Source organism: Terrimonas pollutisoli, assembly GCF_029360765.1.
Taxonomy (GTDB): Bacteria; Bacteroidota; Bacteroidia; order Chitinophagales; family Chitinophagaceae; genus Terrimonas_B; species Terrimonas_B pollutisoli.
In genome coordinates this window covers 162,158-186,695 of record NZ_JARKNA010000001.1, presented here as the reverse complement: position 1 = coordinate 186,695, position 24,538 = coordinate 162,158, and the positions used below count along the sequence as shown (strand labels likewise).

Below are 24,538 nucleotides of genomic sequence, written 5' to 3'. Positions count from 1 at the left end.
GCTAGAAATCTCAGGATACTTAACTTTACTTTCGTTTTTGATTCTGAAGTTAATAGCCGCCGTTTTATTCATTTAATAAACAACGATGCTAAAAAGAACCAAAGGCCGCATTCTACTTACACTTTTAGTAGTTACAGGCTTCGCAGGAACTTTAAAAAACAACACTCTTACTTCCCAGGAAAGAAAATTTGTTATCACTAATTTCAAGGACACCAGAACCGAACTTTTAAAAACCATTAAGGGACTATCGCCTGAGCAGCTTAATTATAAAAAGACCGCTGATCAATTAAGCATAAAGGAGTGTTTTTATCGATTAGTTTCGACAGAAGAATATTTATGGAAAAAATTTGATGCATCCATGGCTTTGCCTGTTGCGCCGGAAAGACGTGCTGAAGTTATTTTGAGTGATGAAGCAATTCAGCGATATGCTTGCGAAAATCCCGAAAACAACAATGCATTTATAATAAGCCCGTTATCAAATACCTGGGAATCAATGGACAAGGCGGCTTCAGCCTTTAAATTTTCACGGACCAAGCGGCTTAAATACCTGAGAACGACCACAAGTGACATTCGAAATCATTTTACACATCTTCCATTTGGCTGGCTCGACAACTATCAATTGATCATTTTTATTCAAAGCAATACAGATCGGTACTTTCAAAAAATCAATGCCATGATGAACCAGCCTGGTTTCCCGGCTAATTGATTCTTTTTCAGGTTTTAATTGCTTTGGCTTAAATCAACTCAAAATCAGGTTAAACTACTATTGTATATTTCGAAGGATAACCTTAAATTGGCGACACAACTTAACCTATGAGAAAGATCATTTTCCCCATTCCCGCTTTATTATTCTTTCTGATGACCGTTGGCTGTAAAAAAACGGTTGATAAGATCAAGGAAAATGCTGTCATTTCCGCAATGACGGATGGGCAATGGGTAATTACGAGTTTCAAAAAGGACGGAGCAGTTATCACTTCGGATTTCACAGGTTACAAATTTCAATATTACAGCAACAGAACCGTCGATGCGATAAAAGACGGAGTGGTCGAAAAAACGGGGACATGGGACGGAGATGCCACAACGATGACAATCACGGCGAATTTTTCCAATTCCGTTCCCCCACTTAGTTTACTCAATGGCGCCTGGCATGTAGATAACAATAGTTGGACTTATGTAGTAGCATCTCAAAACACCACCACGGAAACCAAGTCTTTGCGATTAGAAAAGTTATAAGCGCCACCACTTATGACCAGAGTAATTAACACATTTAATCTATAATTCCTGCGGAAAACCCGATCACTTAGAAAAGATATTTTATTTTCGTTTTTCCCTGAATAATTTTTTCCGGCTAAGGCCGTTCTTAGGTAGCAAATAAAACCAAACGTACTGAAAACTCAATTTTACAATACTCTCAGGAAAACGCTAGTTGTTTTCATATTTGCTATCTCCGGAATGCCCCATGCTTTTGGACAAAATCCTGTTGCTAATTTTACTGCCAACACTACATCTGGTTGTGCTCCCTTGGCTGTAAAATTTACCGATCAATCAAGTGGCAGTCCCACCGAATGGAATTGGGAATTCAGCAATGGAACATTATCCAATGCGCAAAATCCCACTGTTTCTTTTGCAACTCCTGGCACTTACTCCGTGAAGTTGGTAGTACGAAATGCGAACGGGATAGACCAAATCGAGAAAATCGACTATATAACAGTCTATCCTTCGCCCATTGCAGACTTTGACGCCAATATACGGCTGGCTTGTGTGCCAGCTACTGTTCGGTTTACCGATCTTTCATCTTCTCCTGTTGGAACGATCGCCTCCTGGGAATGGGAATTTGGAGATGGTGGTACTTCCTCACAACAAAATCCTTCACATACGTATGCCACTACCGGCTTTTACACCGTAACCTTAAAGGTAATCAGCAGCAATGGTTGCGAACGCAGAATTTCAAGAGGTCGATACATAAGAGTGGTAGATGGCGTGGAAACAAATTTTAATTTTTCTGATCCAAGTTCTTGTAAAGCACCTTTTGCCATTAATTTTCAAAACCAATCCAGCGGGCCTGGTAACATTACTTATACCTGGAATTTCGGGAATGGCCAAACGTCAACTGTAAAAAACCCGACAACAATTTATAATGCTCCCGGTACCTACAATGTTCGCCTGAATGCAAGAAGTGATTTGGGCTGCTCGGGGTCAATACAGAAAGATGTTACCATTACGCAAACCAATACGGATTTTTCCAGCCCTTCAACGATTTGCCTGGAACAACCGGTAACATTTCAGAATAATTCTTCCGCAGCGCCGGCGACATCCTCGTGGAATTTTGGCGATGGAACAATGTCGGCTCAAATAAATCCTATTAAAACCTTTTTAACTGCAGGAACTTATAACGTCAAATTGATCAACAACTATAGCAGTTGTACTGACTCTATCACAAAAACTGTGACGGTAATAAACAAGCCTGTCGTGAATTTTACCGCAAATGATAGTGCATCCTGCCAGGCGCCATTTAATGTTCAATTCACTGACATGACACCCGGCGCTACTTCCTGGTTATGGGATTTTGGCGATGGGACCACCTCCTCACTGCAAAATCCGACTCATCAATATAACAGTTTGGGAAATTATACTGTTACTTTAACTGCAGGCACTTCGGCTGATTGCGCCAGCACTATTACTAAAACAGATTTGATTAAGATCCAGGAAACAACCGTTTCAATTAATCGTGCCAGCGGATGTATACCTTTTACTTATACTCCGAAGGCGACAATACAAACCTTAGATTCGATAGCCACTTATTTGTGGGATTTTGGTGATGGTACCACATCCAATGTAAAATCTCCTCCGCCACACAGCTACCCGACCGAAGGAAAATATACTGTTTCACTCACGATAACAACAGTAAGCGGCTGCGCAAAAACGGTAACGGTGCCAAACACCGTCGTTGCGGGAACACCGGCACAGGCAATCACTTATACAGCAAACCCCACTAATGCATGTGCCAGCGAAACTATATCTTTTTCTGGTCAGGCGATTACTTCTCCTGGCGCCGATGTTGAATGGAATTGGGATTTCGGTGATGGGACGACAGGTAGTGGTCAAAACACTACGCATTTGTTTAAGGAAACAGGTATCCTAACGGTTACCCTGACTGTCTCAAACAATGGTTGTCCTACATCGTACGCCTCAACAGTAACCATTCGTCCACCAATTGCTAAGTTTGAATACTCAGTAAACTGCGCAAATCGGTCTGTGAGCTTCAATAATACCAGTTCCGTTGACGCTGCCGTTAGTCCTTTAACGTATTTATGGCAAATGGGAGATCCTGCCAATACCCAATTTACTGTTGCAACACCACCGCTCTTTACTTATCCCGGGCCGGGAACATATAATGTAACGTTAACAATTACGAATGGTACTTGTACACATACAGTAACAAAGCCTGTTACCCTTGTTGATGAAAAGGCAGATTTTACGATAAATGAAAATCCTGTTTGTAAAAACTCTGTGTTTACGCTAAGTTCCATAAACAATAATGCAAACAATATCACGAATTATGAATGGACAGTGGGTTCAACTATACTTGCTGAGACCGATCGTTCGGTGAGAGATCGACTATCAACCAATGGAACTTACGATGTAAGCTTAACAATTACTGACATAAACGGATGCACAAATACTAAAACTGTTGCAAATTATATAACTGTCTATGGTCCGAGTGCAAGATTTGAGCCTGCAACTACGGGCGGATGTTTGAATAAGGCGGTTACATTTAATGATCTTTCCACTCCGGCTCCTGCTTCTGCAGCAATTGTAAAATGGGAATGGAATTTTGGTGACAGCACACCAGTGCAAACATTTAATGCACCTCCGTTCACACATGTCTATACAAAGGCTGGCAGATTTCCAGTTACCTTGGTAGTGACCGATGCCAACGGATGCACAGACAGATATAGGCTTCCGGGCAATCTGCTTATTACAAATCCACAGGTAGGTTTTCGGGCTGACACCTTTTATTGTCCACAATCGCCACTTCAATTTGCAGATACTTCTTCAGGTGCCGGACTAAAATATTTATGGGAATTTGGTGATGGAAGTACCTCCAATTTGCAAAATCCAAGACACAGTTATCCTGCCGGGGATGCAGTATATTCAGTCAAGTTGAAGATTACTGACATCTCAGGTTGTGAAGATTCGATTACAAAAAACGACTACATAAAAATCAGGAGCCCGAAGGCAGCTTTTGACATACAGGATACAACAACTATTTGTCCTCCGTTGCGAACTACTTTTACTTTTAAGGGTTCCGATTACAAGTCGTTCCGTTGGGTTTTTGGAGATGGGGGCAGCAGTACTTTACAGAATCCAAGTTATTTTTATGGCGACTATGGACACTACACACCTAAGCTTTATTTGACTGGTCCGGGAGGATGTGTAGACTCAGCTCAGGCTTCTGTATCCCTTTACGATCCTGAAGCATTTACCAAAATTAATTATGGACTGGTGCCGCCCACCTGTAACTCGTTGAATGTAGATTTTAACCTGGTAGTACCGCCTTCATTTAAATTTATTTTCTATTTCGGAGATGGTGCAGCTGATTCTTCCGGTGCAACAACATTGAGTCATTTTTACTCACGACCAAGCTTTAACCGTCCCAGGATAGAAATTATTGATACAATTTCCGGTTGCAGGGTTGTAATAAATGGACGTCAAAGAATTGATATCCTCGGTGCTATTCCACTATTTGGAAAAGATAAAAAGGAGTTTTGTGACCAGGGTGTCGTGAATTTCAAAAATTTCACCACCAAAAACGATCCTATCATCTCAACAGTATGGACTTTTGGAGATAATACCACTTCTACTGATCTGGAGCCATCGCACAATTTTACTCAACCTGGTACTTATGTTGTCACACTTACTGTTACCACTCAAAACAATTGTACCAAGTCTTTTTCAGATACAGTATTTGTTTATAGAACTCCCACTGCCACTATTCAAAGCAGGGATACGATATGCCTTAATATAGCTGAACCAATTAATGGTGTATTAACAACTGCGGATACACTTACCAAGTGGCAATGGAATTTTGGCAACGGGCAAAGTTCATCTCAGCAAAATAATAGCGTTATATATAACGCTTCGGGCAGTTTTCCCATTCAGTTGGTGACATCCAATAAAATTGGCTGCAGTTCAACTGCAACAAAGAATATCTATGTTGCTCCATTACCTACTGCTATTCCCGTACAGGAACCCACTACCATAATAGTTGGTTCTGGTGCAAATATTCTAATGAATTACACAGGAAACATTACTTCCTACAACTGGATGCCAGCCACGAACTTAAGCTGTACTGATTGCCCGTCTCCGTATGCCAATCCCAGGTGGTCCACAAAATACACTGTACAAATCGAGGATAGCTATGGTTGTAAAAATTCGGGTGATGTAACAGTTGTAGTAGTCTGCAATAATCAAAACTTTTTTATCCCTAATACTTTTTCACCCAACGGCGATGGACGAAACGAAGTTTTTTATCCCAAGGGGACCGGATTATTCAGGATAAAATCAATGAGAATATTTAACCGTTGGGGACAGGTAGTCTTTGAAAAGAAAGATTTTGCGCCCAACGATCCGTCGGCTGGTTGGAATGGTATGTATGATGGAAAACCTGCCAGCCCGGACGCTTATATCTATACAATGGAAATTCTTTGCGATAACAATACCGTTATACCTGTGAAAGGAAACGTAACCCTTTTAAGATAGAAATACTGTGATGATGAAAAGGATAATAAATAGCAAAATGGTATTGACAATCTTATTTGTCAGTTTGAAAGCCATCGTGCATGCCCAGGACATTCACTTTTCACAGTTTTTTGAAACACCACTTTTAAGAAACCCGGCATTGGCCGGAATATACACCGGGGACATTCGTGTACAAATGGTTTACCGGGAACAATGGGGCAGCGTGACGGATGGCTACAAAACAGGATCTCTAAATGGTGAATATAAATTACCAATAGGAAAAGCTGATGATTTTATAACTGTCGGTGGCCAGGTATTATTTGACCGGGCCGGCACTGCTGCATTAACTCAAACAAGTATTTTGCCGGTAGTAAATTATCACAAATCACTAAGCGATGATGAAAGTAACCGTTACCTTTCGTTAGGTTTTATGGGCGGTGTTGTCAACAGGCATTTTGACCAATCTAAAGTCATTACAGATGATCCAAATGGCGAACCTACAGCTATTCCAAGATACACATACCTCGATGGCAGTGTAGGATTAAGTTATAATTCAAACCTCAATAAGAAGCCTGACGATAATTTCTATATAGGCGTAGCGTACCATCATTTCACAAAACCTAAAAATACTTTTTTCAGGGATCCTTCCGTTAAACTAAATCCTAAATGGACAGGGTCAGCGGGATTTCGTTTTGGAGTGTCCGAATACGCTTATGTGTCTATTCTTGCTGATTATTCAATCCAGGAAAATTACAAAGAAGCAGTTGTTGGTGCGCTATATGGGTTGAAAATTGGACCCGAGTTGGATAATCCAAAGTATACAATACATGCAGGATCTTTTATCAGGTGGGATGACGCTTTAATACCTGTAGTCAAACTTGATTATGCACCATTTGCTTTTGCATTGAGCTATGATGTAAACATATCAAAATTGAAACCTTACAGTAATGGACGTGGTGGATTTGAATTATCTGTTTCCTATATCGGCTTTCTCGATCGTGATAATTCAAGTTTAAATGCTGTAAAATGTCCGCGATTCTGATCTTTTGACTTCCTCTTTTATTTTTGCCAGGTTTTCATACAAGTTTAGTTTTATAAAAAACTATAGATATGGCAATTGAAGTTGGACAATTGGCGCCAGCCTTTACATTGTATGATACCACAAGAACGAAGATTTCCCTTTCAGATTTTAAAGGAAAAAATATTTTGCTGCTCTTCTTTCCGCAGGCATTTAGTCGTGTCTGTACAAAGGAGCTTTGCTCTGTTCGGGATAATATTGGGATGTATCAGAATGCAAGTGCCACGGTACTGGGCATCTCAGTAGATTCGGTTTTTACATTAGCTAAATACAAGGAAGTACAGGAGTATAGCTTTACGCTACTGAGTGATTTTAATAAAGTGGTATCAGCTTTATATGGATGTCTTTATGATACCTGGATATTGGACATGCATGGAGTGTCGAAAAGATCGGCTTTTATTATAGACAAAACGGGTATTGCGAGGTATGCTGAGGTCTTGGAAAATTCCAGCGAGGAGCCCGATTATGCTGAGATCCAAAAAATACTGGCTTCAATAAATTAAACCTAAACTAAAACCCTGAGATACATTTCATTAAGACACTGAAAATGAAGTAGTAAAAATTTATCGGAAATTTACGTTGCACATCTCAGGAAAACGGTATATTATTGAAAAATAAAAGTAAATTTGTTTCATTGAAAAGAATTTTACCTATACTATTTCTTTTATTGTTTTCAGTCATCGCTTCTACGGCCCAGGATTCCCGCAATCCGTTGCCCGATGGCGTGAAAAAACTGAGCCTTTATCCTAACCCCGCTACAGCCTACATTACCTTCGATATTCAAAAAAATTATCAAAAGGGCCTAACGATTACCGTTTTCAATTTTATGGGCAAAAAAATGTCGGAGAAACAATCGGTAAGTGAAAAAACAATTTTATCTCTTACTGATTTTAGCCGCGGTACTTATATTTATCACCTCACGGATCAAAGCGGGAAGGTAATCGACACAGGAAAATTCCAGGTGTCTAAATAATTTGCATTTCTTTTTAGCTGACTTGTATAATGAGGAATTTAAGGTATTGCGTATTATCCATACCCCAGATAATAGGATGATCTGACGCTTGTGCCTGGAAAGTTACCTGCCTTATTTTTCTTCTTGCATCTTTTGCTGCCATATCAATTATCTGCAGGAACAATTCCGGGTTAACAAGATTCGTGCAAGAGGAGGTTACTAAAAAACCGCCTGGTCGTACCAATTTCATTCCCCTAAGATTGATTTCTTTATAACCCGTGATGGCCTTTTGAATCGTCTCCCTGCTTTTTGTAAAAGCTGGCGGGTCAAGCATCACAACATCGAATTGTTTTCCCTCTTTTGACCATTGCTTTAAAACATCGAAAGCATTGGCTGCTTCAAACCTGCATATATTTTCCAATCCATTCAGTTTCGCATTTCGATTGGCCTGCTGTACAGCATTTTCTGAAATATCCAATCCTAACACCGACTTGGCCCCGTAGTATCCGGCATGTATCTCAAATGTTCCTGTATAAGTAAAAGCGCCTAATACTTCGGCTCCATTTACAATATGTTGAATAGCCCTTCGGTTATCTCTTTGATCTAAAAAATAACCTGTTTTTTGTCCATTTTCTATGTCAACATGAAATTTCAAACCATTTTCATTGATGATTATTTTGGTATCAAATGGTTCGGACAAAAAACCTTTTTGTTGAGACAAGCCTTCGAGTTCCCTGACCGGCACATCATTTCTTTCATAAATACCTTTTGGTTTAAATAGCTGATTTAAAGCGGCGACAATCGCCGGTTTCCATTTGTCAATACCTAAGGCAAGTGTCTGTATAACAAAATAGTCATTGAACTTATCAATAATCAATTGCGGTAGTGAATCAGCTTCCCCGAAAACAAGCCTGCAGTTTTCTGTATAACCCAACTTTTGGCGATAATCCCAGCATTCACGAATCCGGTTTAGAAAAAAAGCATCATTAATCTCATCGTTTTTTTGCCTTGTTAAAAGACGAACGATTATCTGCGATTTAGGGTTAATGTAGCCTTTGCCGACAAATTTTTTGTCATAGGTAAATACTTCAACTGTTTCGCCTCCTTCTATTTCACCCTCAATCGTTTCAACTTCGTTGTTAAATATCCACGGATGGCCATTGGCGATCCGCTGTGCAATTTTTCTTTTCAGGTAGACCTTGTTCATAATGGGGCTGCAAGGTACAAAACAAGCCCAAGCGATCATCACGTAAGGGCTTTATTGTCACCAATCCTTGCCCGGCAGGCTCTTATCAGGTCATTTTGTCCAAAACTGCCTCTTGGCAATATTCTTGACAGGCTTACCTTTGCAAACAATTTGTAAAAAATGGCAGAAAAAGACGTGAAAGAAAAAATCAATGAAACCCCGGAAAATAGTGTGGGAGTGGATATCAATTCAGACGACTCATTAAGTGGTTCGACTCATCTGAACGAACCGGTTGCGGAAGAGTCGCTTTTGGAAAAAACCAAAGAAGAACTTAAAGAAGCTAAAGATAAGTATCTGCGTTTAGCTGCTGAATTTGACAATTTTAAGAGAAGAAACGCTAAAGAAAGAATTGAGCTGATTCAAACAGCCGGTAAGGATGTGATCGCTGAAATGCTGGACGTGCTGGATGATTGTGACCGGGCTCAGCAACAGATGGAAAGCACTGAAGATAGCCAACAAATAAAAGAAGGTGTTAGCCTGATCTTCAATAAACTTAAAAGCAAATTGCAATCCAGGGGGCTAAAAGCCATGGAAACAAAAGGCAAAGATTTTAATGCCGACCTGCATGAAGCAATCACCGAAATACCAGCTCCTTCAGAAGAACTAAAAGGTAAGGTGGTAGATGAAGTTGTGAAAGGCTATTATCTCAACGATAAGATTATTCGGCACGCAAAGGTGGTGGTAGGAAAATAAAAGCTTTGAGCCATAGGCCGCGTACTACGAGCCGGTTTATGGAATTTACTCAACTCGTAGTGTAAAGCTCATCGCTTATTCATATGTCAAAAAGAGATTATTACGAAGTATTAGGTGTTGGAAAAGGGGCCGCTGCAGATGAAATAAAGAAAGCATACCGCAAGGTCGCCATGCAGTACCATCCTGACCGCAATCCCGGCGACAAAGCCGCGGAAGAGAAGTTCAAAGAAGCCGCGGAAGCTTACGAAATATTAAGTGATGCAGACAAGAAGTCACAGTATGATCGATATGGCCATGCCGGCGTAAGTGGTAATGGCAGAGGGCCCGGTGGATTTAGCGGTGGCATGAACATGGATGATATCTTCAGCCAATTCGGAGACATTTTCGGAGACGATGTGTTCGGCAACTTTTTTGGCGGCGGACACAGAGCCCGTGGTGGCCAGCGTAGCCAGGGAATAAGAGGCAGCAATCTTCGGGTTAAATTAAAACTCACTTATGAAGAAATAGCCAAAGGTGTTAAGAAGAATATCAAGGTAAAGAAATATGTTCAGTGCACCACTTGTAATGGTAGCGGTGCAAAAGATAGGGGTAGTATACAAACGTGTAAGACTTGTGGTGGCAGTGGCCAGGTAAGAAAAGTGCAAAATACTTTCCTTGGCCAAATGCAAACAGTGACTACCTGCCCCTCCTGCAATGGTGAAGGGTCAACGATTACCGCCAAATGCGGAAACTGTAAAGGTGAGGGTCGTGTCTATGGCGAAGAGACCGTAAGCATCGATATACCAGCTGGTGTGCAGGAAGGAATGCAATTAAATGTAACGGGGAAAGGTAATGCAGGGGAAAGAGGTGGCACGAATGGTGACCTTATTATCCTTATTGAGGAAGAACCGCACAAAGAATTACAAAGGGATGGATTGAACGTCGCTTATGATCTTTATATCTCCTTCCCCGATGCGGTAGCAGGTATACAAGTGGAGGTTCCGACTATTGACGGCCGTGCAAAAATTAAAATTCCTGCCGGAACACAGAGCGGAAAAATTTTCAGGCTAAAGGGAAAGGGATTTCCTGCTGTCAATTCATACGAAAAAGGTGATCAGCTTATTCATGTGAACGTATGGACACCTCAGCATGTATCTGCTGAAGAAAAAGCAGCACTGGAAAAAATGAGTGAATCTCCCAATTTCAAACCACAACCTGATAAAAGCGAAAAGGGCTTCTTTGATAAAATAAGGGAGATGTTTTCATAAATAATTTTTTAATTGAGTAAAGCTTACCTGCATCCTGGTAGGCTTTTTTTATTTCGCACATCTGTCATTTCGCCAATGTGACGGCAAAACGGAAGGCTTTAAAAACCAACTGTTCCTGCTATACTGTCACCCCGTTTTGCTGTTTTATCATTTGGACGGATATTTGATGACTTAACCTATCTTAGCGAAGATTCCGGCACCCGTGAACTTCGTTTTCACCTGCAAACAAAAAATATCTATGAATTATAATTCAGAGTTTGAAAAATATGCGGTCAAGCACCGCGGTCTTTCCAGCAACACATTACATAGCTATGCATCACATCTTGTTACTGGCATGACGCCCAATATCATTGAAGAGCGTCCGATGAATGTAGCTGTGATGGATGTTTATAGCCGCCTTATGATGGACAGGATCATATTTCTGGGTTACCCCGTTAATGATGAGGTTGCTAATATCATAACTGCCCAATTATTATTCCTGGATTCATCTGATAGGGCAAGAGACATCAATATGTACATTAACAGTCCGGGCGGTAGTGTATATGCCGGACTCGGTGTATATGACACGATGCAATACGTGAGCCCTGACGTGGCCACCATCTGCATTGGCATGGCAGCATCGATGGCTTGCGTGTTATTAGGCGCCGGTACCAAAGGAAAAAGAGCCGCCTTAAAACACTCACGCATCATGATGCACCAACCGAGCGGAGCAATCGGCGGACAGGCCAGTGATATAGAAATTACAGTGAATGAGATCAGGAAATTAAAAAATGAATTATACGCGGTGGTAAACCATCATACCGGAAAAACTGTTGAGCAAATTGAAAAAGATTTTGACCGGGATAAATGGATGACCTCGATAGAAGCAAAAGAGTATGGTCTCGTTGATGAAGTATTATTGGTGAATCACCGTAAAGACAAGAAAGATTAAGATGGAACCACGATTGACAGGATTTTAATTGATCGTGAGGAAAGGCAATTAGTGAAATGACGATGAAATGTGTGATGCAGCAACGTTGATCATACAACTGAAGCCAATAAAAAAATAAATCATAAACTACAAATTATTTCGAGATATGAATCGCAACCATTTTTTATACAACGATTGGAGAGCAGAAGAGGAACCTGATGAAGATGAAAAGGAAGAGACCCCGAAATCTGACCTCATGATGTTCAGTAAAAAGCTGGAAAAATATTTTTTTGAAAGCCGAAGTATCTACCTATGGGGCGTGGTAGATGATAAAAGTGCACGGGATGTAGTCAGCAAAATGCTTTTACTGGACGCTGACAAGCCTGGTGAAGAAATCAAATTTTATATCAATAGCCCCGGCGGTGTGGTTACCAGCGGTATGGTGATGTATGATACAATGCAAATGGTAAAAAGCCCGGTGAGCACCATCTGTATGGGATTGGCAGCTTCGATGGGAAGCATATTGTTAAGCGGCGGTAAAAAGGGTAAGCGCTTTATTTACCCAAGTGGCGAAGTGATGATTCACCAACCATCATTGGGAGGATTTATCAGGGGAGTAAGTACGGATCTTGAAATACAAGCCCGCCAGACGAAACGGGTAAAAGATATGGGAGCGAAAATATTGGCCGAGAATTGCGGTAAAACAGTTGAACAAATTTTGATCGACTTCGACCGGGATTATTGGATGAATGCGGAAGAGGCAATGAAGTACGGTATTGTAGATAAGGTTATTACCAAGTTGTAATACGCTACCAATCAGGATTATAGATATCCGAATTAATAGAAAATCGTCTTTATCAGGACGGTTTTCTATTTTTGTATCGTTGATAAAGAAAAAGCGGGATAATTCCAGGATAAAACATGGCAAAAAACATTTTACATTGTTCATTTTGTGGACGTAGTCGTGACGAAGTAAAAATTCTGATCGCCGGCCAGGAGGGACATATTTGTGAGAATTGTGTAGAGCATGCAAGAGAGATCATCGAGCAGGAACTGATGGTTAAGGATGATAAAACTTCTTCTTCGTTCAAACTCACGATAAAGAAACCTTTAGAAATCAAAAAGTTCCTGGATGAATATGTAATAGGCCAGGATGAAGCTAAAAAGGTTTTAGCAGTAGCGGTTTATAATCACTATAAACGCCTGCAACAAAAAGGCGACACGGTTGGTGGTAATGACGTAGAAATCGAAAAGAGTAATATCATCATGGTAGGTGAAACAGGAACCGGTAAAACATTGCTCGCAAAGAGCATTGCCCGCATGTTGAACGTTCCTTTTGCCATTGTGGACGCAACTGTATTTACTGAAGCAGGTTATGTGGGTGAGGATGTAGAAAGTATCCTGACAAGATTGTTGCAGGTATGCAACTATGATGTAGCTGCAGCTGAACGTGGTATTGTATATATTGACGAAATAGATAAAATTGCCCGCAAAGGCGATAATCCTTCTATCACCCGTGATGTAAGCGGAGAAGGAGTACAACAGGGAATGCTGAAACTATTAGAAGGAACAGATGTACTGGTTCCGCCACAAGGTGGTCGTAAGCACCCTGAACAAAAACTTATAAAGATCAACACACAAAATATATTGTTTGTCTGCGGTGGGGCTTTTGGTGGTATTGATAAGATCATTGCCCGCCGGGTGCAAACAAACACGATCGGATTTAATGTAGACAAGGAACAACAGGAGAGCATGAAGAAAAACCTGTTGCGATATGTCAATGCACAGGATTTAAAAGCATTTGGATTAATTCCGGAACTGCTCGGCCGCTTACCTGTTGCGACACACCTCGATCCCCTGGATGCACCGACACTCCGCGCCATTCTCACTCAACCAAAAAATGCATTGGTTAAACAATATACCCGGTTGTTCGAATTGGAAGGAATTAAATTGACAATTGAAGAAGATGTGTTGGATTTCATGGTTGAAAAAGCATTGGAATATAAATTGGGCGCAAGAGGATTGAGAAGCATCTGTGAAGGTATCCTTACTGATGCCATGTTTGAATTGCCATCGTCAAGGCAAACACATTTTGCTCTCGATCTTGACTATGCCAAACATAAGTTTGATAAGAGCAAATTGAGCCTGTTGAAAGTGGCGTAAAAAGGTTCAAAATGTTTAATAGGTTAAAAAGGTTTCAGAAGTTTTCTAATTCTGAAACCTTTTTACATTATAAGACAACTAAAAATAATTTCAATAAAACAAACGGTTTTGCTTTTCTTAACTTGTGGAACTTTTAAAACTTTTAAACTTTTTACCATGCAGGAACTGATAGATAGACTAAAAGCCGAAGCAGGACTTACAGACGAGCAGGCGCAAAAAGCCATTGCAGCTATTAAAAATTTTGTTGTAGAAAAATTCCCAATGCTGGAAGGTGCTGTTGGTAGTCTTTTTGGACAAGATTAATTGCCTAGCGAATATTGCGGCATTTTCTACCACGGGGGTGATTGGCAGCTTCAAAAGGAGTCATTGCCCTGCTGCAGGATTCTAAAAAAATTATCAGGATCAGGCTCCAAAAGAAGTATCGGGTTTTCATAACTATTGATTTGTAGAGCAATGATAATTATTTTAATATAAAAATGAAAAGATAATACACGCCTGAAAAACGCTACGGCGTTTAAGTGAAAACTCTTTTCGATTTATAGAAAATATACTCACACTAAACATAGCTAATCACTTTTTAATAGAATAGATATTTCCCAAATCTTTTTCGAAGAGCGTAAATGGATCGTTGTAAAACTTAATAAAATCGGCTTCACTGGTATGGCCGGGAAATGGCGCATAGTAATGAGTAGGGCTTCTTGTATCATTTCTCCAAACCAGCACATAAGCTAGTTTCAGGTTTTCTGACTTTACTGTTTTCAGCAAAATATTGGTCCACCAGGTTGCATTGGGTATAGACTCCAGGCCCGTTTCAGTAAAAGCTGCGAGTTTGCCGGCTTTGATAGCATACGCTGAAACAATTTTTAATTTCGTCAATCCGGCCTCCACATTATATTTTCCATCCCTTCCAAAGTCGCCATAGTTATCCATGCCTACCATATCTACCCATTCATCACCAGGATATCGTTCTAAAAATTGTTCTTCCGTAATAAACAGATTATCGGGAGAAAACGCATAAATGAAATTATGCACACCCATACTATCTCTTAAATAAGAAACGGTAAACCTCCAAAGCCGCTTAAACTCTTCTGTGGTACAATGGCTCCTGCCCCACCAAAACCAATCGCCGTCAAACTCATGATAGGGACGGAAAATCATTGGCACCATCTTACCATCCCTCCCCTTTATTGATTTTACAAAACTTCCAATAGTGCTAAGTATTGCTTTGTATTTGTCATGATGTGAGCCACCCGGTATGATGTATTTCACTGCCGGGGCTGAGACACTGTCTTTCCAATAAAAGTCTCCAGGTGATACTGGATTGGAGAAATGCCAGGAAATAGTGGTAATGCCTCCCCGGTTGTAAGTATCTGCGATATTTTTTCTTAATGCTGATTTGTTGTTTTCAATCTCGCTTTCAGACCTGCCGGAAAGGCCACTAAAGTCGACACCGATCACGGCCGGATGAGAACCCGTAACTGATTTTACATCCGATCTGTCTGCATCACCCGACCAGCCATGACCGTATTCCGTTGCATGTTGGTGACCAAAGAGAATGTGGCTTTGTGATAGTTTATCAAGATTCCGGAATAATGCTTTTGTTTCATTTGTGGCCGTTTGATCAATCAGCTTTTTATTTTGGCCAACCCCGGCTACTGATATCAACAATAAAAAATAAATAAGAACTTGCTTCATATAGTCTCCTTAGCTAATGTCCTCATCCCTTTTTCTGCAGAACGTTTTCAATTGCTGTTAATTCGTCATTGCTAAATGACAGATTATTCAACGCATCAATGTTATTATCCAACTGGGCAACAGAACTCGCACCAATCAATACTGTAGTTACCCGTTTGTCTTTCAACAGCCATGCCAGCGCCATTTGAGCCAGCGACTGATTTCTTTGTTTAGCTATTTCATTTAGCTCCCTGATTTGTTGCAACCGTGTATCCGTTAGTTCTGATGTTTGTAAAAAACCATGAGCTTTCGCAGCCCTTGAATCAGTTGGTATACCCTTCAGATATTTATCAGTCAGCATACCCTGCGCCAAAGGCGAAAATGGAATGCACCCTACTCCATACTGCTCCAGTATATCCAGCAAACCGCCTTCAACCCACCTTTCAAACATTGAATATTTTGGTTGGTGAATTAAACAAGGCGTTCCCAATTGTTTCAGGATTTCAATAGCCTTTTTGGCCTCAGGCGCCTGGTAATTGGAAATACCTGCGTACAATGCCCGGCCACTGCGAACGGCTGTATCCAATGCCATCATCGTTTCTTCTAAAGGTGTATCAGGATCGGGACGATGGGAGTAGAAAATATCAACGTAGTCTATTTGCATTCTCTTCAGGCTCTGATCAAGGCTTGACAATAAATATTTCCTCGAACCCCATTCACCATAAGGACCGGGCCACATCAAATAACCAGCCTTTGTTGAGATGATCAACTCATCACGGAGATTGCCGGAGAAATCTTGTTTCAATATTTTTCCGAAATTTTCTTCTGCCGAGCCGGGAGCCGGGCCATAATTATTCGCCAGATCAAAATGAGTAATGCCCCTGTCGAAAGCCCGCCGGATTATTTGTTTTCCGTTTTCATACACATCTACCGAGCCGAAATTGTGCCACAGGCCTAATGAAATAGCAGGTAGTTTTAAACCGCTTTTACCACAGCGGTTGTATTGCATACTATCATAACGCGTTGATGAAGGGTTATACATAAAATAATTGTAGTGATTAGGCTTTGATTAAAAAAAATATCCATTCAAATATCAACTGATTTTGTTGAAGATTTACCATTTCATTACTCTTTTGACAAAACTCATCAATTCTCCGGCTATAAGCTTATGCTTAGTAAGATCGGGATGCCCGTCGCAACCATTATGGTATTGCTTCGAAAAAGAAAAAAAATAAACTTTTTTATCCCCTTTTTTTATGCTGAATACCGACTGTAGTTTTAATGGTCTTTTTCATATATCGTTTTAATTCTCCATCAGCCATCGGGCTGGTAAGACAAATAAAAGCTGCATCCGGGTAATGCAGTCTCAACTGATCAAGAAAACTAACATAATTGCTGACAAACAAAGCGGAGTCCTGTACTCCGTCATTTTGCCCAAGGCAAATGGTCACTACATCCGGTTGATAGCGGCTAAAATTCCAGGTTATCGTATCGTTGCGAATACTAATCTTATCCTGCGGCATGATTACATTCATATTGCAGCAACTATGTATAAGACCGATAAAACGCGGATCAGGATAGATCAATACCCCATCATTCTCCAGTTTGTAACGAGTTGAGTTCTGACCATGTGCTAACTGCTGAAAGAACAGGCAGATCAGGCCCAAGGCATACACGACGAATTGCTTTTTTGTTAGTGTGAGCTTGATCATTTGCAAAATCATTTTGGTTGCCTAAAGGAAGATGTAGGGATATAAAAATTTATAGGAATACAGATTGTTAGAGCTCATTCGCCAAATTATCGAATAGCTAAAGCCCTGGTCATCTCGTCGGCCACCAGCTGATTACCGGCATCTGTCAGATGCACCCGGTCAGTGGTTAGTAAGCCAGACTCTTTATTGTCTCCATTATTCGCTTGTTCGTAATCCTGGAATGCTTTGCGCAGATCTATCAATGTACAATTATAGGAAGTCGCTAATTTGCGAATCACATCGGAGTAGGCGTTCAGGTCTGCATCCTGGGGATTTGCATTATCTTTCTTTTCACCAATAACAGTCGGCGTGCACAGCGCCACTTTTATATTTTTCGCCTGCAATTTTTTTATAAGGGCAATATAGAATTTTTCATACTTATCCTTATCCGTACCCGTGCCGGAAGTTGTTTTGTGCCAGACATCATTGATGCCGACATAGACAACGACCACCTGCGGGTCTTTGGCCAGCACATCATCATCCATCCGTAAATAAAGATCATACACTTTATTGCCACCAATACCTGCACCTATCAGCTCATAGTTAGCCGTAAGTTTAGCATCGTCAATTGACTTTTGAATACGATCGATATAGCCACCTTTTTTTACACCGGCCTGCGTAATGGAATCACCGAAGAAAACAATCTTTGTTTTTTTAACCGTGTACATAGAAATCAAAATCAGTAAAAATGGAAGGATGAGTAATTTTTTCATGTTCTTTTGTTTGATCAGTGAAATTTACAGCATTATTTTTTGTCAATGGCCATTATAACCGCACCACGGGCAGGTATGGAAACTTTTATTCCATTTGCTGTAAGTGCTGACCGGGCTTTGAGCGTAGCATAATCAGCAGGTCCGCCGGCATCAAAAGCAGGCCCTGCCCCATTTACCAATACCTTCCGGGAGAACTCACCATTGTCATTACTTCCTTCAAGCGTATACCAATAAAATTGTTTGCCGCTATAAAAATTTTTCATTTTTACTTCTACATTCAATGGAGAGGATGATGTATTTACCAATGTTACATTCAATTCACCTGATGAATAAGTAGAAGCATAAGCGTTGATATTACTGCTTCCCGTTACCGAAGAATTCACCATTCTATCGCCTAACATTTTTTGAAAAAAATACGTATAGTAAAAACTGGGACGTGGACTCCACTTACTGATTCCTGGTTCATCACCGGGACTAAAAAGGCCATGATCATCTCCATTGTTCCATCCATTTATCAAATCCCAGCGGGCAGCCATACCGTATTTATTTTTTATCGCTTCACCCAACACCAACACTGCAAAAACACCACTGGCATTTGACACCTGTTGCTTTGAATCTTTTGCCCACATGTTCCATTCATCCATGACGATCGGTTTGATAGTGGCCCCATTGGCCTGCAGTGCCTGTGTCAGAAAACTAATTTGCGTTGATGGCACCGATAATGCCGATGAAAAGATCACAGAAGCATTCGAATTTTCATTGTATGGAGTAAAATAATTATGAACCACATAAAAATCAGCGATATTCTTCACACCTGATATCACTCCGGTATTCCATGTTTTGGTTGTATTGGTCTGCCACGCCTCGGTGGCGGGGTTGTCAAATACCACCGCACCAATATGTATGGTGCTGCCTACTTCCATTGCCGCTTTGCGCATGGAATCGGCAAACACTTTAAAATGCTGTGCATATAAAGCTCCAGTGACAAATTCGGGCTGCCCATCTTTGTTTAAAGCCGGATCGATGCGGTACCCCCATTCCCAGCTTCCAAAATTTTCATTGCCTATCTCCCACAATTTTGTCCGCCCATTATCATAGCGAACCCAGTCGGCCGCAAGATGTGCTGCAGTGGCTACGGGATCATTGCTGGTGCCATACCGGGCATAGCCATAATTAATCGTGATGATCCCTTTGTTATTTGTTTGCTGCAACATGGAATAGTAATTATCCAGGTTGCACTGCCAGTTTAAATTTGACTTTCCATAGATATAAGATGGATTTTTTTTAACGCCGAACTCATCAGTTATCATAGCGGGTGCATCGGCCGGTGTGGTTCCCTGTTGCGCATTCCAAAAATAAACATCGCTGGTGCTGCCTCCCGGAAAGCGAATAATAATAGGATGTAATTTGGTAACAGGATCAATAAACTTTGGCTCATTGGCGACAGGCCCCATCCACCACACGGCATTTTGTCCAAATTCGGATAGTGGAATTTTGGTGATGATAGAAGTGGCATCAACGGTTACGGTGTTATCAGCACTGGCGGCGACAGAAGATTCAACGTATGACGGCGCTGCAAAACTTTTAGGTTGCCAATCATCAAGAAAAAAACCAATTGTATTCGCAATAGCCGGATCTGTACCCGGAACAATGACCGTATCGCCGGGTACTACGGGTGGAGAAGGCGGTGGTGTTTCCGTCGTTTTACTTTTCTTGCAACTGCCGGATATTACTATGACAATAATCACAGGGAGGTGAAGGGACAATAATTTTTTCATGTTATTACGGCTGACTATTTAGATTGAACTCTTTTGATAATCTCTATGCATGCCCTTGAGTTATGATAAGGGCACTTCCAAAAACCTATTTTATCCTGCTTTTCCATTATGCTATAATCCGCATTCACGCCCCAAAACCATTCACCCCGTTCTTTATCCAGAATATGCCGTTGAATAAATTGCCAGCTTCTAAATACATGTTGAAGGTACCTTTTATCACCGCTAATCTGCCAGGCATTGAAAAAACCTATCATTGCCTCTGCCTGCGGCCATGAGTGCTTTTGTTTTACCATTACCCCATCCTCAATTTCATACCATAGACCACCATCTTTATCCAGGCCCTCTTCGGCAGCATGGGCCAACTGAAAGGAAATCTTTTTTATTTTTTCAACAAAACTTTTGCTAGCAATCACTTCAGCGGATTCTAATAATAACCAGGCTGCTTCTATATCGTGTCCATAGGAAATAATATCTCCCTTATTGCACCAGTCTTCATCAAAAAATAATTGCAAATGACCTGAGCTGTGATCAATAATGTGGTCTATAAAATTTTCCAGTAGCAGCTCAATACTTTTTTCTAAGCCTGGATCTTTCCATACGCGGTATAAATTGGTATATGCTTCCAGTACATGCAAATGAGTGTTCATCGTTTTTTTTTCATTTGCATCCTTGTTGCTCAACCGAAGATCCCGGATAGGTTGCCAGTCATGTGTAAATGCCTCCAGGTAGCCGCCTTTGCCAAAATCGAAACTATACTGTTCGAGTAAATGATAACAATTTTTCGCATGTTGCAGTGCATCATTATTTTCTGCCGCCTTGTAATACCCGGCAAAAGCATAGATACAAAAAGCGATTCCATATACTTGCTTTCTGCTCTCAACTATGGCTCCGGCTTTATCAACGGACCAATAAAAACCGCCGTATACAGGATCATGGAAATATTGCATAAGAAATCGAAATGCCCTGTCTGCAATCGTCAGCCATTTTTTTTCCTGCGTAAAATTGAATGCAGCAGAGAATGTCCAGAGAATCCGGGCATTTAGTACCAGTCCCTTCGGCGCATCTGTGTCGACACGGTTGTCGTTATCTACTCTGCCATAAAATCCACCGAAACTTTCATCAATCGCATGATCCTTCCAGAACTGAAGAATATTGTCTAATTCCTGCCGGAGTTCCTCCTTCAATTGGGTCAGGCTTGCAGACGTGTTATTTATCATTGGCCTCCTTCTTATCACAGTATTGATGAAAATACTTTCTCCTTCGATATGTTATTGTCCCGCCTATTTTTTTCAATGATGCCAATCAGTGTTTGAACAGATGTAGCTGAACGGAATCCGTCTGCCGGTGTATTCATCACATAGTCTAATAGTTTATCAAGAGTAGAGGTTGCTACGTGCAAACGGGTGTCTGAAGATGCATAGTAAATGAAGACAGTACCGTCATCATCCAGTATCCAGCCATTACTGAATAATACATTCGAAACATCTCCTATCCTTTCCTCACCTTCCGGCGCCATAAAATAACCGGCAGGCTGATAAATGACTTTCGCAAGATCATGAAGATCGGTCATAAATAAATACAGTACATAGCGTAATCCTGCTGCCGTGTTTCGTACACCATGGGCCAGGTGAAGCCATCCATATTTTGTTTTGATCGGCGCAGGCCCCAAACCATTCTTCAATTCATAGACGGTATGATATATTTTTCTGTCGACGATCATTTCATCTTCGACTATTGCGTGGGTAATGGAATTGCTTACACCAAACCCAATACCGCCACCACTACCTGCATTGATGAATCCATCCTGTGGCCGGGTATAAAATCCATAATTTCCATTTACAAATTCAGGATGCAATACCACATTTCGTTGCTGTGGTGACCTGGTAATGAGGTCATCTAACCGCTCCCAGTTCTTAAGATTCTTTGTCCGGGCTATTCCACATTGTGCAATGGCCGCAGATTGATCAGCCAGTGATGCATTGGGATCCCTTCGCTCAGTACAAAACAATCCGTAGATCCAACCATCTTCATGTTGCACCAGGCGCATGTCGTACACATTGGTATCCGGATCACCTGTTTCAGGCATCACCACAGGATATTCCCAAAATTGAAAATTGTCAATACCATTATCGCTTTGGGCAATAGCAAAAAAGGATTTCCGGTCATTTCCTTCAACTCTTGCTACCACAAGGTATTTGTCGTTAAACTTGATGGCGCCTGCATTCAATACCGCATTAATACCAAAACGTTCCATCAGGTAAGGGTTTCTTTGCTCATCCAGGTCGTAGCGCCAAAATAAAGGAGTATGCTTTGCGGTTAATACCGGATTCTTATAACGTTGAACTATGCCGTTGCTCTCCTCTACTGTTTCGTTTGTTTTTTTCAACAGTTCATCATGCGCCAGCTCTAGTTGTTGCAATCGTTTGACAAATTTCTTATGCATCACTTAAATTTTAAATTCTCTAATCTTCCAACTTATTCCACCATGTTCTTTTTAGTATAATAACAATAATGGTCAAAATAACTATTGTAATCAGCAAGGGTAGTTTCATCCACAGCACGATATACATAGGCAATATCGTCAGGCAACATTGGGCAATAATTCCCAATACCACATTGAACATATCCAGCTTGAAACGTTTATTTGGTTGAAATGCCGGATCATCTGCTATCACCAGTTCATTCACGGGTTTCCAAAAACCCCATGGCCTTACTGTTTTATAAAATGTTTTCAATACCCCGGTTTCTGTTGGCGGAGCGGTGTAAGTACCGATAAAGCAGCCGAGCAGTGATAAAATGAAAAGAACCGGCCACCAATACAAAGGCAAGCCCTGGGTGATATATCCTTTTTGCAAGCCCCACTCAATAGCATAAGGCATGATCAATGCGCCAACTATCCCCGTTGCCATTCCCCAGAAAAAACCATTTGCATTGAAGCGCCACCAATACCATTTTAAACAATTAGCTGCCACATAGCCACCATATAAACCACCGACGATCCATTGCAGGATAGCATTTACATTATCCGTCATAAAACCAAAGAAGATTCCTACCGCTACCACCACGATCCCCACGATATAATTCATGGTGATCACCCTTCTTGTTCCGGCATTTGGATTCACATACTTAAGATAAATGTCATTGATAATATAAGCCTGTGCCGCATTTAATGTACCGCTAAAGGTTCCCATAAAAGCTCCCAGCAAACCTGTAAGCACCAACCCAAGAACACCAACAGGCAAAAAAGTATTGATCGTAGCTGGCAACACCCGTTCAAAATCAGTGATGCCATCTGGTCCTTTCAGGTAAAGCTGGTTGTAATACAACAATGCCAGCACAGTCAATCCTATCACCATAGAATATCTTATCGGCAACAATATAATACTGACAAAACCCGTCATCTTACTTGCCTCCTTTGGGCTTCTTGTACTCAATATTTTTTGCATATCATAATTAGGTGCCGGCCCGGCTAAGGATGCAAACACACCTTTGAATAACATCATCATAAAAAAAGCTCCAAATAAACTGAAGCCATCTGAGGCAATTTTTTTATTAGCATCTGCAGCTATCGCCGTCCAGTCAAGGTCTAGCTTCCAACTAAAAAAAGGATCACTCCATCCCGGGGGAACGTCCAACGGCTTACCCTGTAAATGCATCATCGCAATACAGGCTATGGCAATACAGGCAAGGGTCATTATCATGTACTTGATCACATCGCCCGTTACAATGCTATGCATACCACCAATGATGGAATAGAACATGGCAAACAGGGTGAATACAATACCATAAAAATGCGGAACATATTTGCCGGCTATATCAAAAGGCACATAACCCTTCACCACATCCCATGGTATGAACACCTGCATAAATTTGCCAAGCCCAACAAAACCATAAGCCAAAAAACCAAGGCAGCTGATCAGCGCAAAGGCAATGACGATGATATGGGAGCCCCGCACACCTTTGCCTTCCACTCCAAACCTTGTCTGCAACCATTCAGCGCCGGTGTTGGCGTTGCTGCGCCGTAACCATTTGCTCAAAAACATCATCATGAACACCTGGTTAAACACTGGCCATAACCAAGGAATCCAAATGCTTTTTAATCCATACACAAAACAAAGAGCCACCATCCACATAGTGCCGCTGATATCAAACATATCGCTGGCATCACTTAAACCAAGTTTATACCAGGGAAGGCTTTTGCTTCCCAGCAAATAACTCTCCTTATTCAACCTTGCTTTCTTACGATAATACCAACCTACAAGGATCATTGTGATAAGGTATGCCAGCACCATGCTAATGTCTATCCAGCCTAATCTCATTGTTTGTTTTTTCCGACCAAGATGAGCAATTTCTCTTAAAAAGAGGCTGCAGAAAGAAAAATCAACCCGCAGACCTCTTACTTCAACGATCACTGCTTATTAATGAATCATTCGTATATCTTTTTTTTAAAAGATCTTAGTGTTCGCTCGTTTTGATAAAATCGTTTGCAATCATCGGCCGATGCATGGTCTTTATGGGAACATAAAGTTCAAACTCTCCTGATGTTTTTCTCTCTGCATTTGATTAATAAGTCCGGCTCATCCACCTTTAA

Annotated in this window: 21 protein-coding genes; 12 read left to right on the top strand and 9 right to left on the bottom strand. The window is 41.0% G+C overall.

Annotated features, from left to right (window positions below):
• Positions 1 to 85: 85 nt before the first annotated feature.
• From P2W73_RS00790 to P2W73_RS00765, 6 genes are all read left to right on the top strand, one after another.
• Positions 86 to 706, top strand: coding sequence for a DinB family protein (locus P2W73_RS00790; RefSeq protein WP_276500063.1), 621 nt, complete (start codon positions 86 to 88; stop codon positions 704 to 706).
• Positions 707 to 813: 107 nt separating this feature from the next.
• A complete protein-coding gene (locus P2W73_RS00785) occupies positions 814 to 1,233 on the top strand; it encodes a hypothetical protein (protein WP_276500062.1) in 420 nt (139 codons plus the stop codon).
• 219 nt (positions 1,234 to 1,452) lie between these two features.
• Complete coding sequence (locus P2W73_RS00780; RefSeq protein WP_276500061.1) at positions 1,453 to 5,763, top strand: PKD domain-containing protein; 4,311 nt, start codon at positions 1,453 to 1,455, stop codon at positions 5,761 to 5,763.
• Positions 5,764 to 5,776: 13 nt separating this feature from the next.
• Positions 5,777 to 6,784, top strand: coding sequence for a PorP/SprF family type IX secretion system membrane protein (locus P2W73_RS00775; RefSeq protein WP_276500060.1), 1,008 nt, complete (start codon positions 5,777 to 5,779; stop codon positions 6,782 to 6,784).
• A 68-nt stretch (positions 6,785 to 6,852) separates the two neighbouring features.
• Positions 6,853 to 7,323 carry a redoxin domain-containing protein gene (locus P2W73_RS00770; protein ID WP_276500059.1) on the top strand — a complete coding sequence of 157 codons (471 nt, stop codon included), beginning with the start codon at positions 6,853 to 6,855 and terminating at the stop codon, positions 7,321 to 7,323.
• A 131-nt stretch (positions 7,324 to 7,454) separates the two neighbouring features.
• Positions 7,455 to 7,793, top strand: a complete 339-nt coding sequence (locus P2W73_RS00765; protein WP_276500058.1) for a T9SS type A sorting domain-containing protein — start codon at positions 7,455 to 7,457, stop codon at positions 7,791 to 7,793.
• A gap of 13 nt (positions 7,794 to 7,806) precedes the next feature.
• Here the strand turns inward: P2W73_RS00765 and P2W73_RS00760 are convergent, their stop codons facing one another.
• Positions 7,807 to 8,979, bottom strand: a complete 1,173-nt coding sequence (locus tag P2W73_RS00760; RefSeq protein ID WP_276500057.1) for a class I SAM-dependent rRNA methyltransferase — start codon at positions 8,977 to 8,979, stop codon at positions 7,807 to 7,809.
• A 159-nt stretch (positions 8,980 to 9,138) separates the two neighbouring features.
• Between P2W73_RS00760 and P2W73_RS00755 the strand changes: the two genes are divergently transcribed.
• From P2W73_RS00755 to P2W73_RS00730, 6 genes are all read left to right on the top strand, one after another.
• Complete coding sequence (locus tag P2W73_RS00755) at positions 9,139 to 9,711, top strand: nucleotide exchange factor GrpE (RefSeq protein WP_276500056.1); 573 nt, start codon at positions 9,139 to 9,141, stop codon at positions 9,709 to 9,711.
• An 83-nt stretch (positions 9,712 to 9,794) separates the two neighbouring features.
• The gene (dnaJ, locus tag P2W73_RS00750; protein WP_276500055.1) at positions 9,795 to 10,958 is read left to right on the top strand and encodes a molecular chaperone DnaJ; all 1,164 of its coding nucleotides are present in this window, start codon (positions 9,795 to 9,797) and stop codon (positions 10,956 to 10,958) included.
• Positions 10,959 to 11,196: 238 nt separating this feature from the next.
• Positions 11,197 to 11,889 (top strand): ClpP family protease, encoded by a 693-nt coding sequence (locus P2W73_RS00745; protein ID WP_338116855.1) that lies wholly within the window; start codon positions 11,197 to 11,199, stop codon positions 11,887 to 11,889.
• Positions 11,890 to 12,034: 145 nt separating this feature from the next.
• Positions 12,035 to 12,673 carry a ClpP family protease gene (locus tag P2W73_RS00740; protein WP_276500054.1) on the top strand — a complete coding sequence of 213 codons (639 nt, stop codon included), beginning with the start codon at positions 12,035 to 12,037 and terminating at the stop codon, positions 12,671 to 12,673.
• A 116-nt stretch (positions 12,674 to 12,789) separates the two neighbouring features.
• The gene (gene clpX / locus P2W73_RS00735) at positions 12,790 to 14,031 is read left to right on the top strand and encodes an ATP-dependent Clp protease ATP-binding subunit ClpX (protein ID WP_276500053.1); all 1,242 of its coding nucleotides are present in this window, start codon (positions 12,790 to 12,792) and stop codon (positions 14,029 to 14,031) included.
• Positions 14,032 to 14,187: 156 nt separating this feature from the next.
• On the top strand, positions 14,188 to 14,334 hold the full coding sequence (locus P2W73_RS00730; protein WP_276500052.1) for a hypothetical protein: 147 nt from the start codon (positions 14,188 to 14,190) through the stop codon (positions 14,332 to 14,334).
• 267 nt (positions 14,335 to 14,601) lie between these two features.
• Here P2W73_RS00730 and P2W73_RS00725 read toward each other — a convergent pair whose 3' ends face one another.
• From P2W73_RS00725 to P2W73_RS00690, 8 genes are all read right to left on the bottom strand, one after another.
• Positions 14,602 to 15,726 carry a glycoside hydrolase family 26 protein gene (locus P2W73_RS00725; protein WP_276500051.1) on the bottom strand — a complete coding sequence of 375 codons (1,125 nt, stop codon included), beginning with the start codon at positions 15,724 to 15,726 and terminating at the stop codon, positions 14,602 to 14,604.
• 22 nt (positions 15,727 to 15,748) lie between these two features.
• A complete protein-coding gene (gene mgrA, locus P2W73_RS00720; RefSeq protein WP_276500050.1) occupies positions 15,749 to 16,747 on the bottom strand; it encodes an L-glyceraldehyde 3-phosphate reductase in 999 nt (332 codons plus the stop codon).
• Positions 16,748 to 16,946: 199 nt separating this feature from the next.
• Complete coding sequence (locus tag P2W73_RS00715; protein ID WP_276500049.1) at positions 16,947 to 17,417, bottom strand: SGNH/GDSL hydrolase family protein; 471 nt, start codon at positions 17,415 to 17,417, stop codon at positions 16,947 to 16,949.
• 86 nt (positions 17,418 to 17,503) lie between these two features.
• A complete protein-coding gene (locus P2W73_RS00710; RefSeq protein WP_276500048.1) occupies positions 17,504 to 18,169 on the bottom strand; it encodes an SGNH/GDSL hydrolase family protein in 666 nt (221 codons plus the stop codon).
• 32 nt (positions 18,170 to 18,201) lie between these two features.
• Positions 18,202 to 19,947 (bottom strand): alpha-L-arabinofuranosidase, encoded by a 1,746-nt coding sequence (locus tag P2W73_RS00705; protein ID WP_276500047.1) that lies wholly within the window; start codon positions 19,945 to 19,947, stop codon positions 18,202 to 18,204.
• A 14-nt stretch (positions 19,948 to 19,961) separates the two neighbouring features.
• Complete coding sequence (locus tag P2W73_RS00700; protein ID WP_276500046.1) at positions 19,962 to 21,164, bottom strand: AGE family epimerase/isomerase; 1,203 nt, start codon at positions 21,162 to 21,164, stop codon at positions 19,962 to 19,964.
• A gap of 14 nt (positions 21,165 to 21,178) precedes the next feature.
• The gene (locus P2W73_RS00695; protein WP_276500045.1) at positions 21,179 to 22,390 is read right to left on the bottom strand and encodes a glycoside hydrolase family 130 protein; all 1,212 of its coding nucleotides are present in this window, start codon (positions 22,388 to 22,390) and stop codon (positions 21,179 to 21,181) included.
• Between the two features lie 19 nt (positions 22,391 to 22,409).
• Positions 22,410 to 24,266, bottom strand: coding sequence for a sodium:solute symporter family protein (locus P2W73_RS00690; RefSeq protein WP_276500044.1), 1,857 nt, complete (start codon positions 24,264 to 24,266; stop codon positions 22,410 to 22,412).
• Positions 24,267 to 24,538 lie beyond the last annotated feature (272 nt).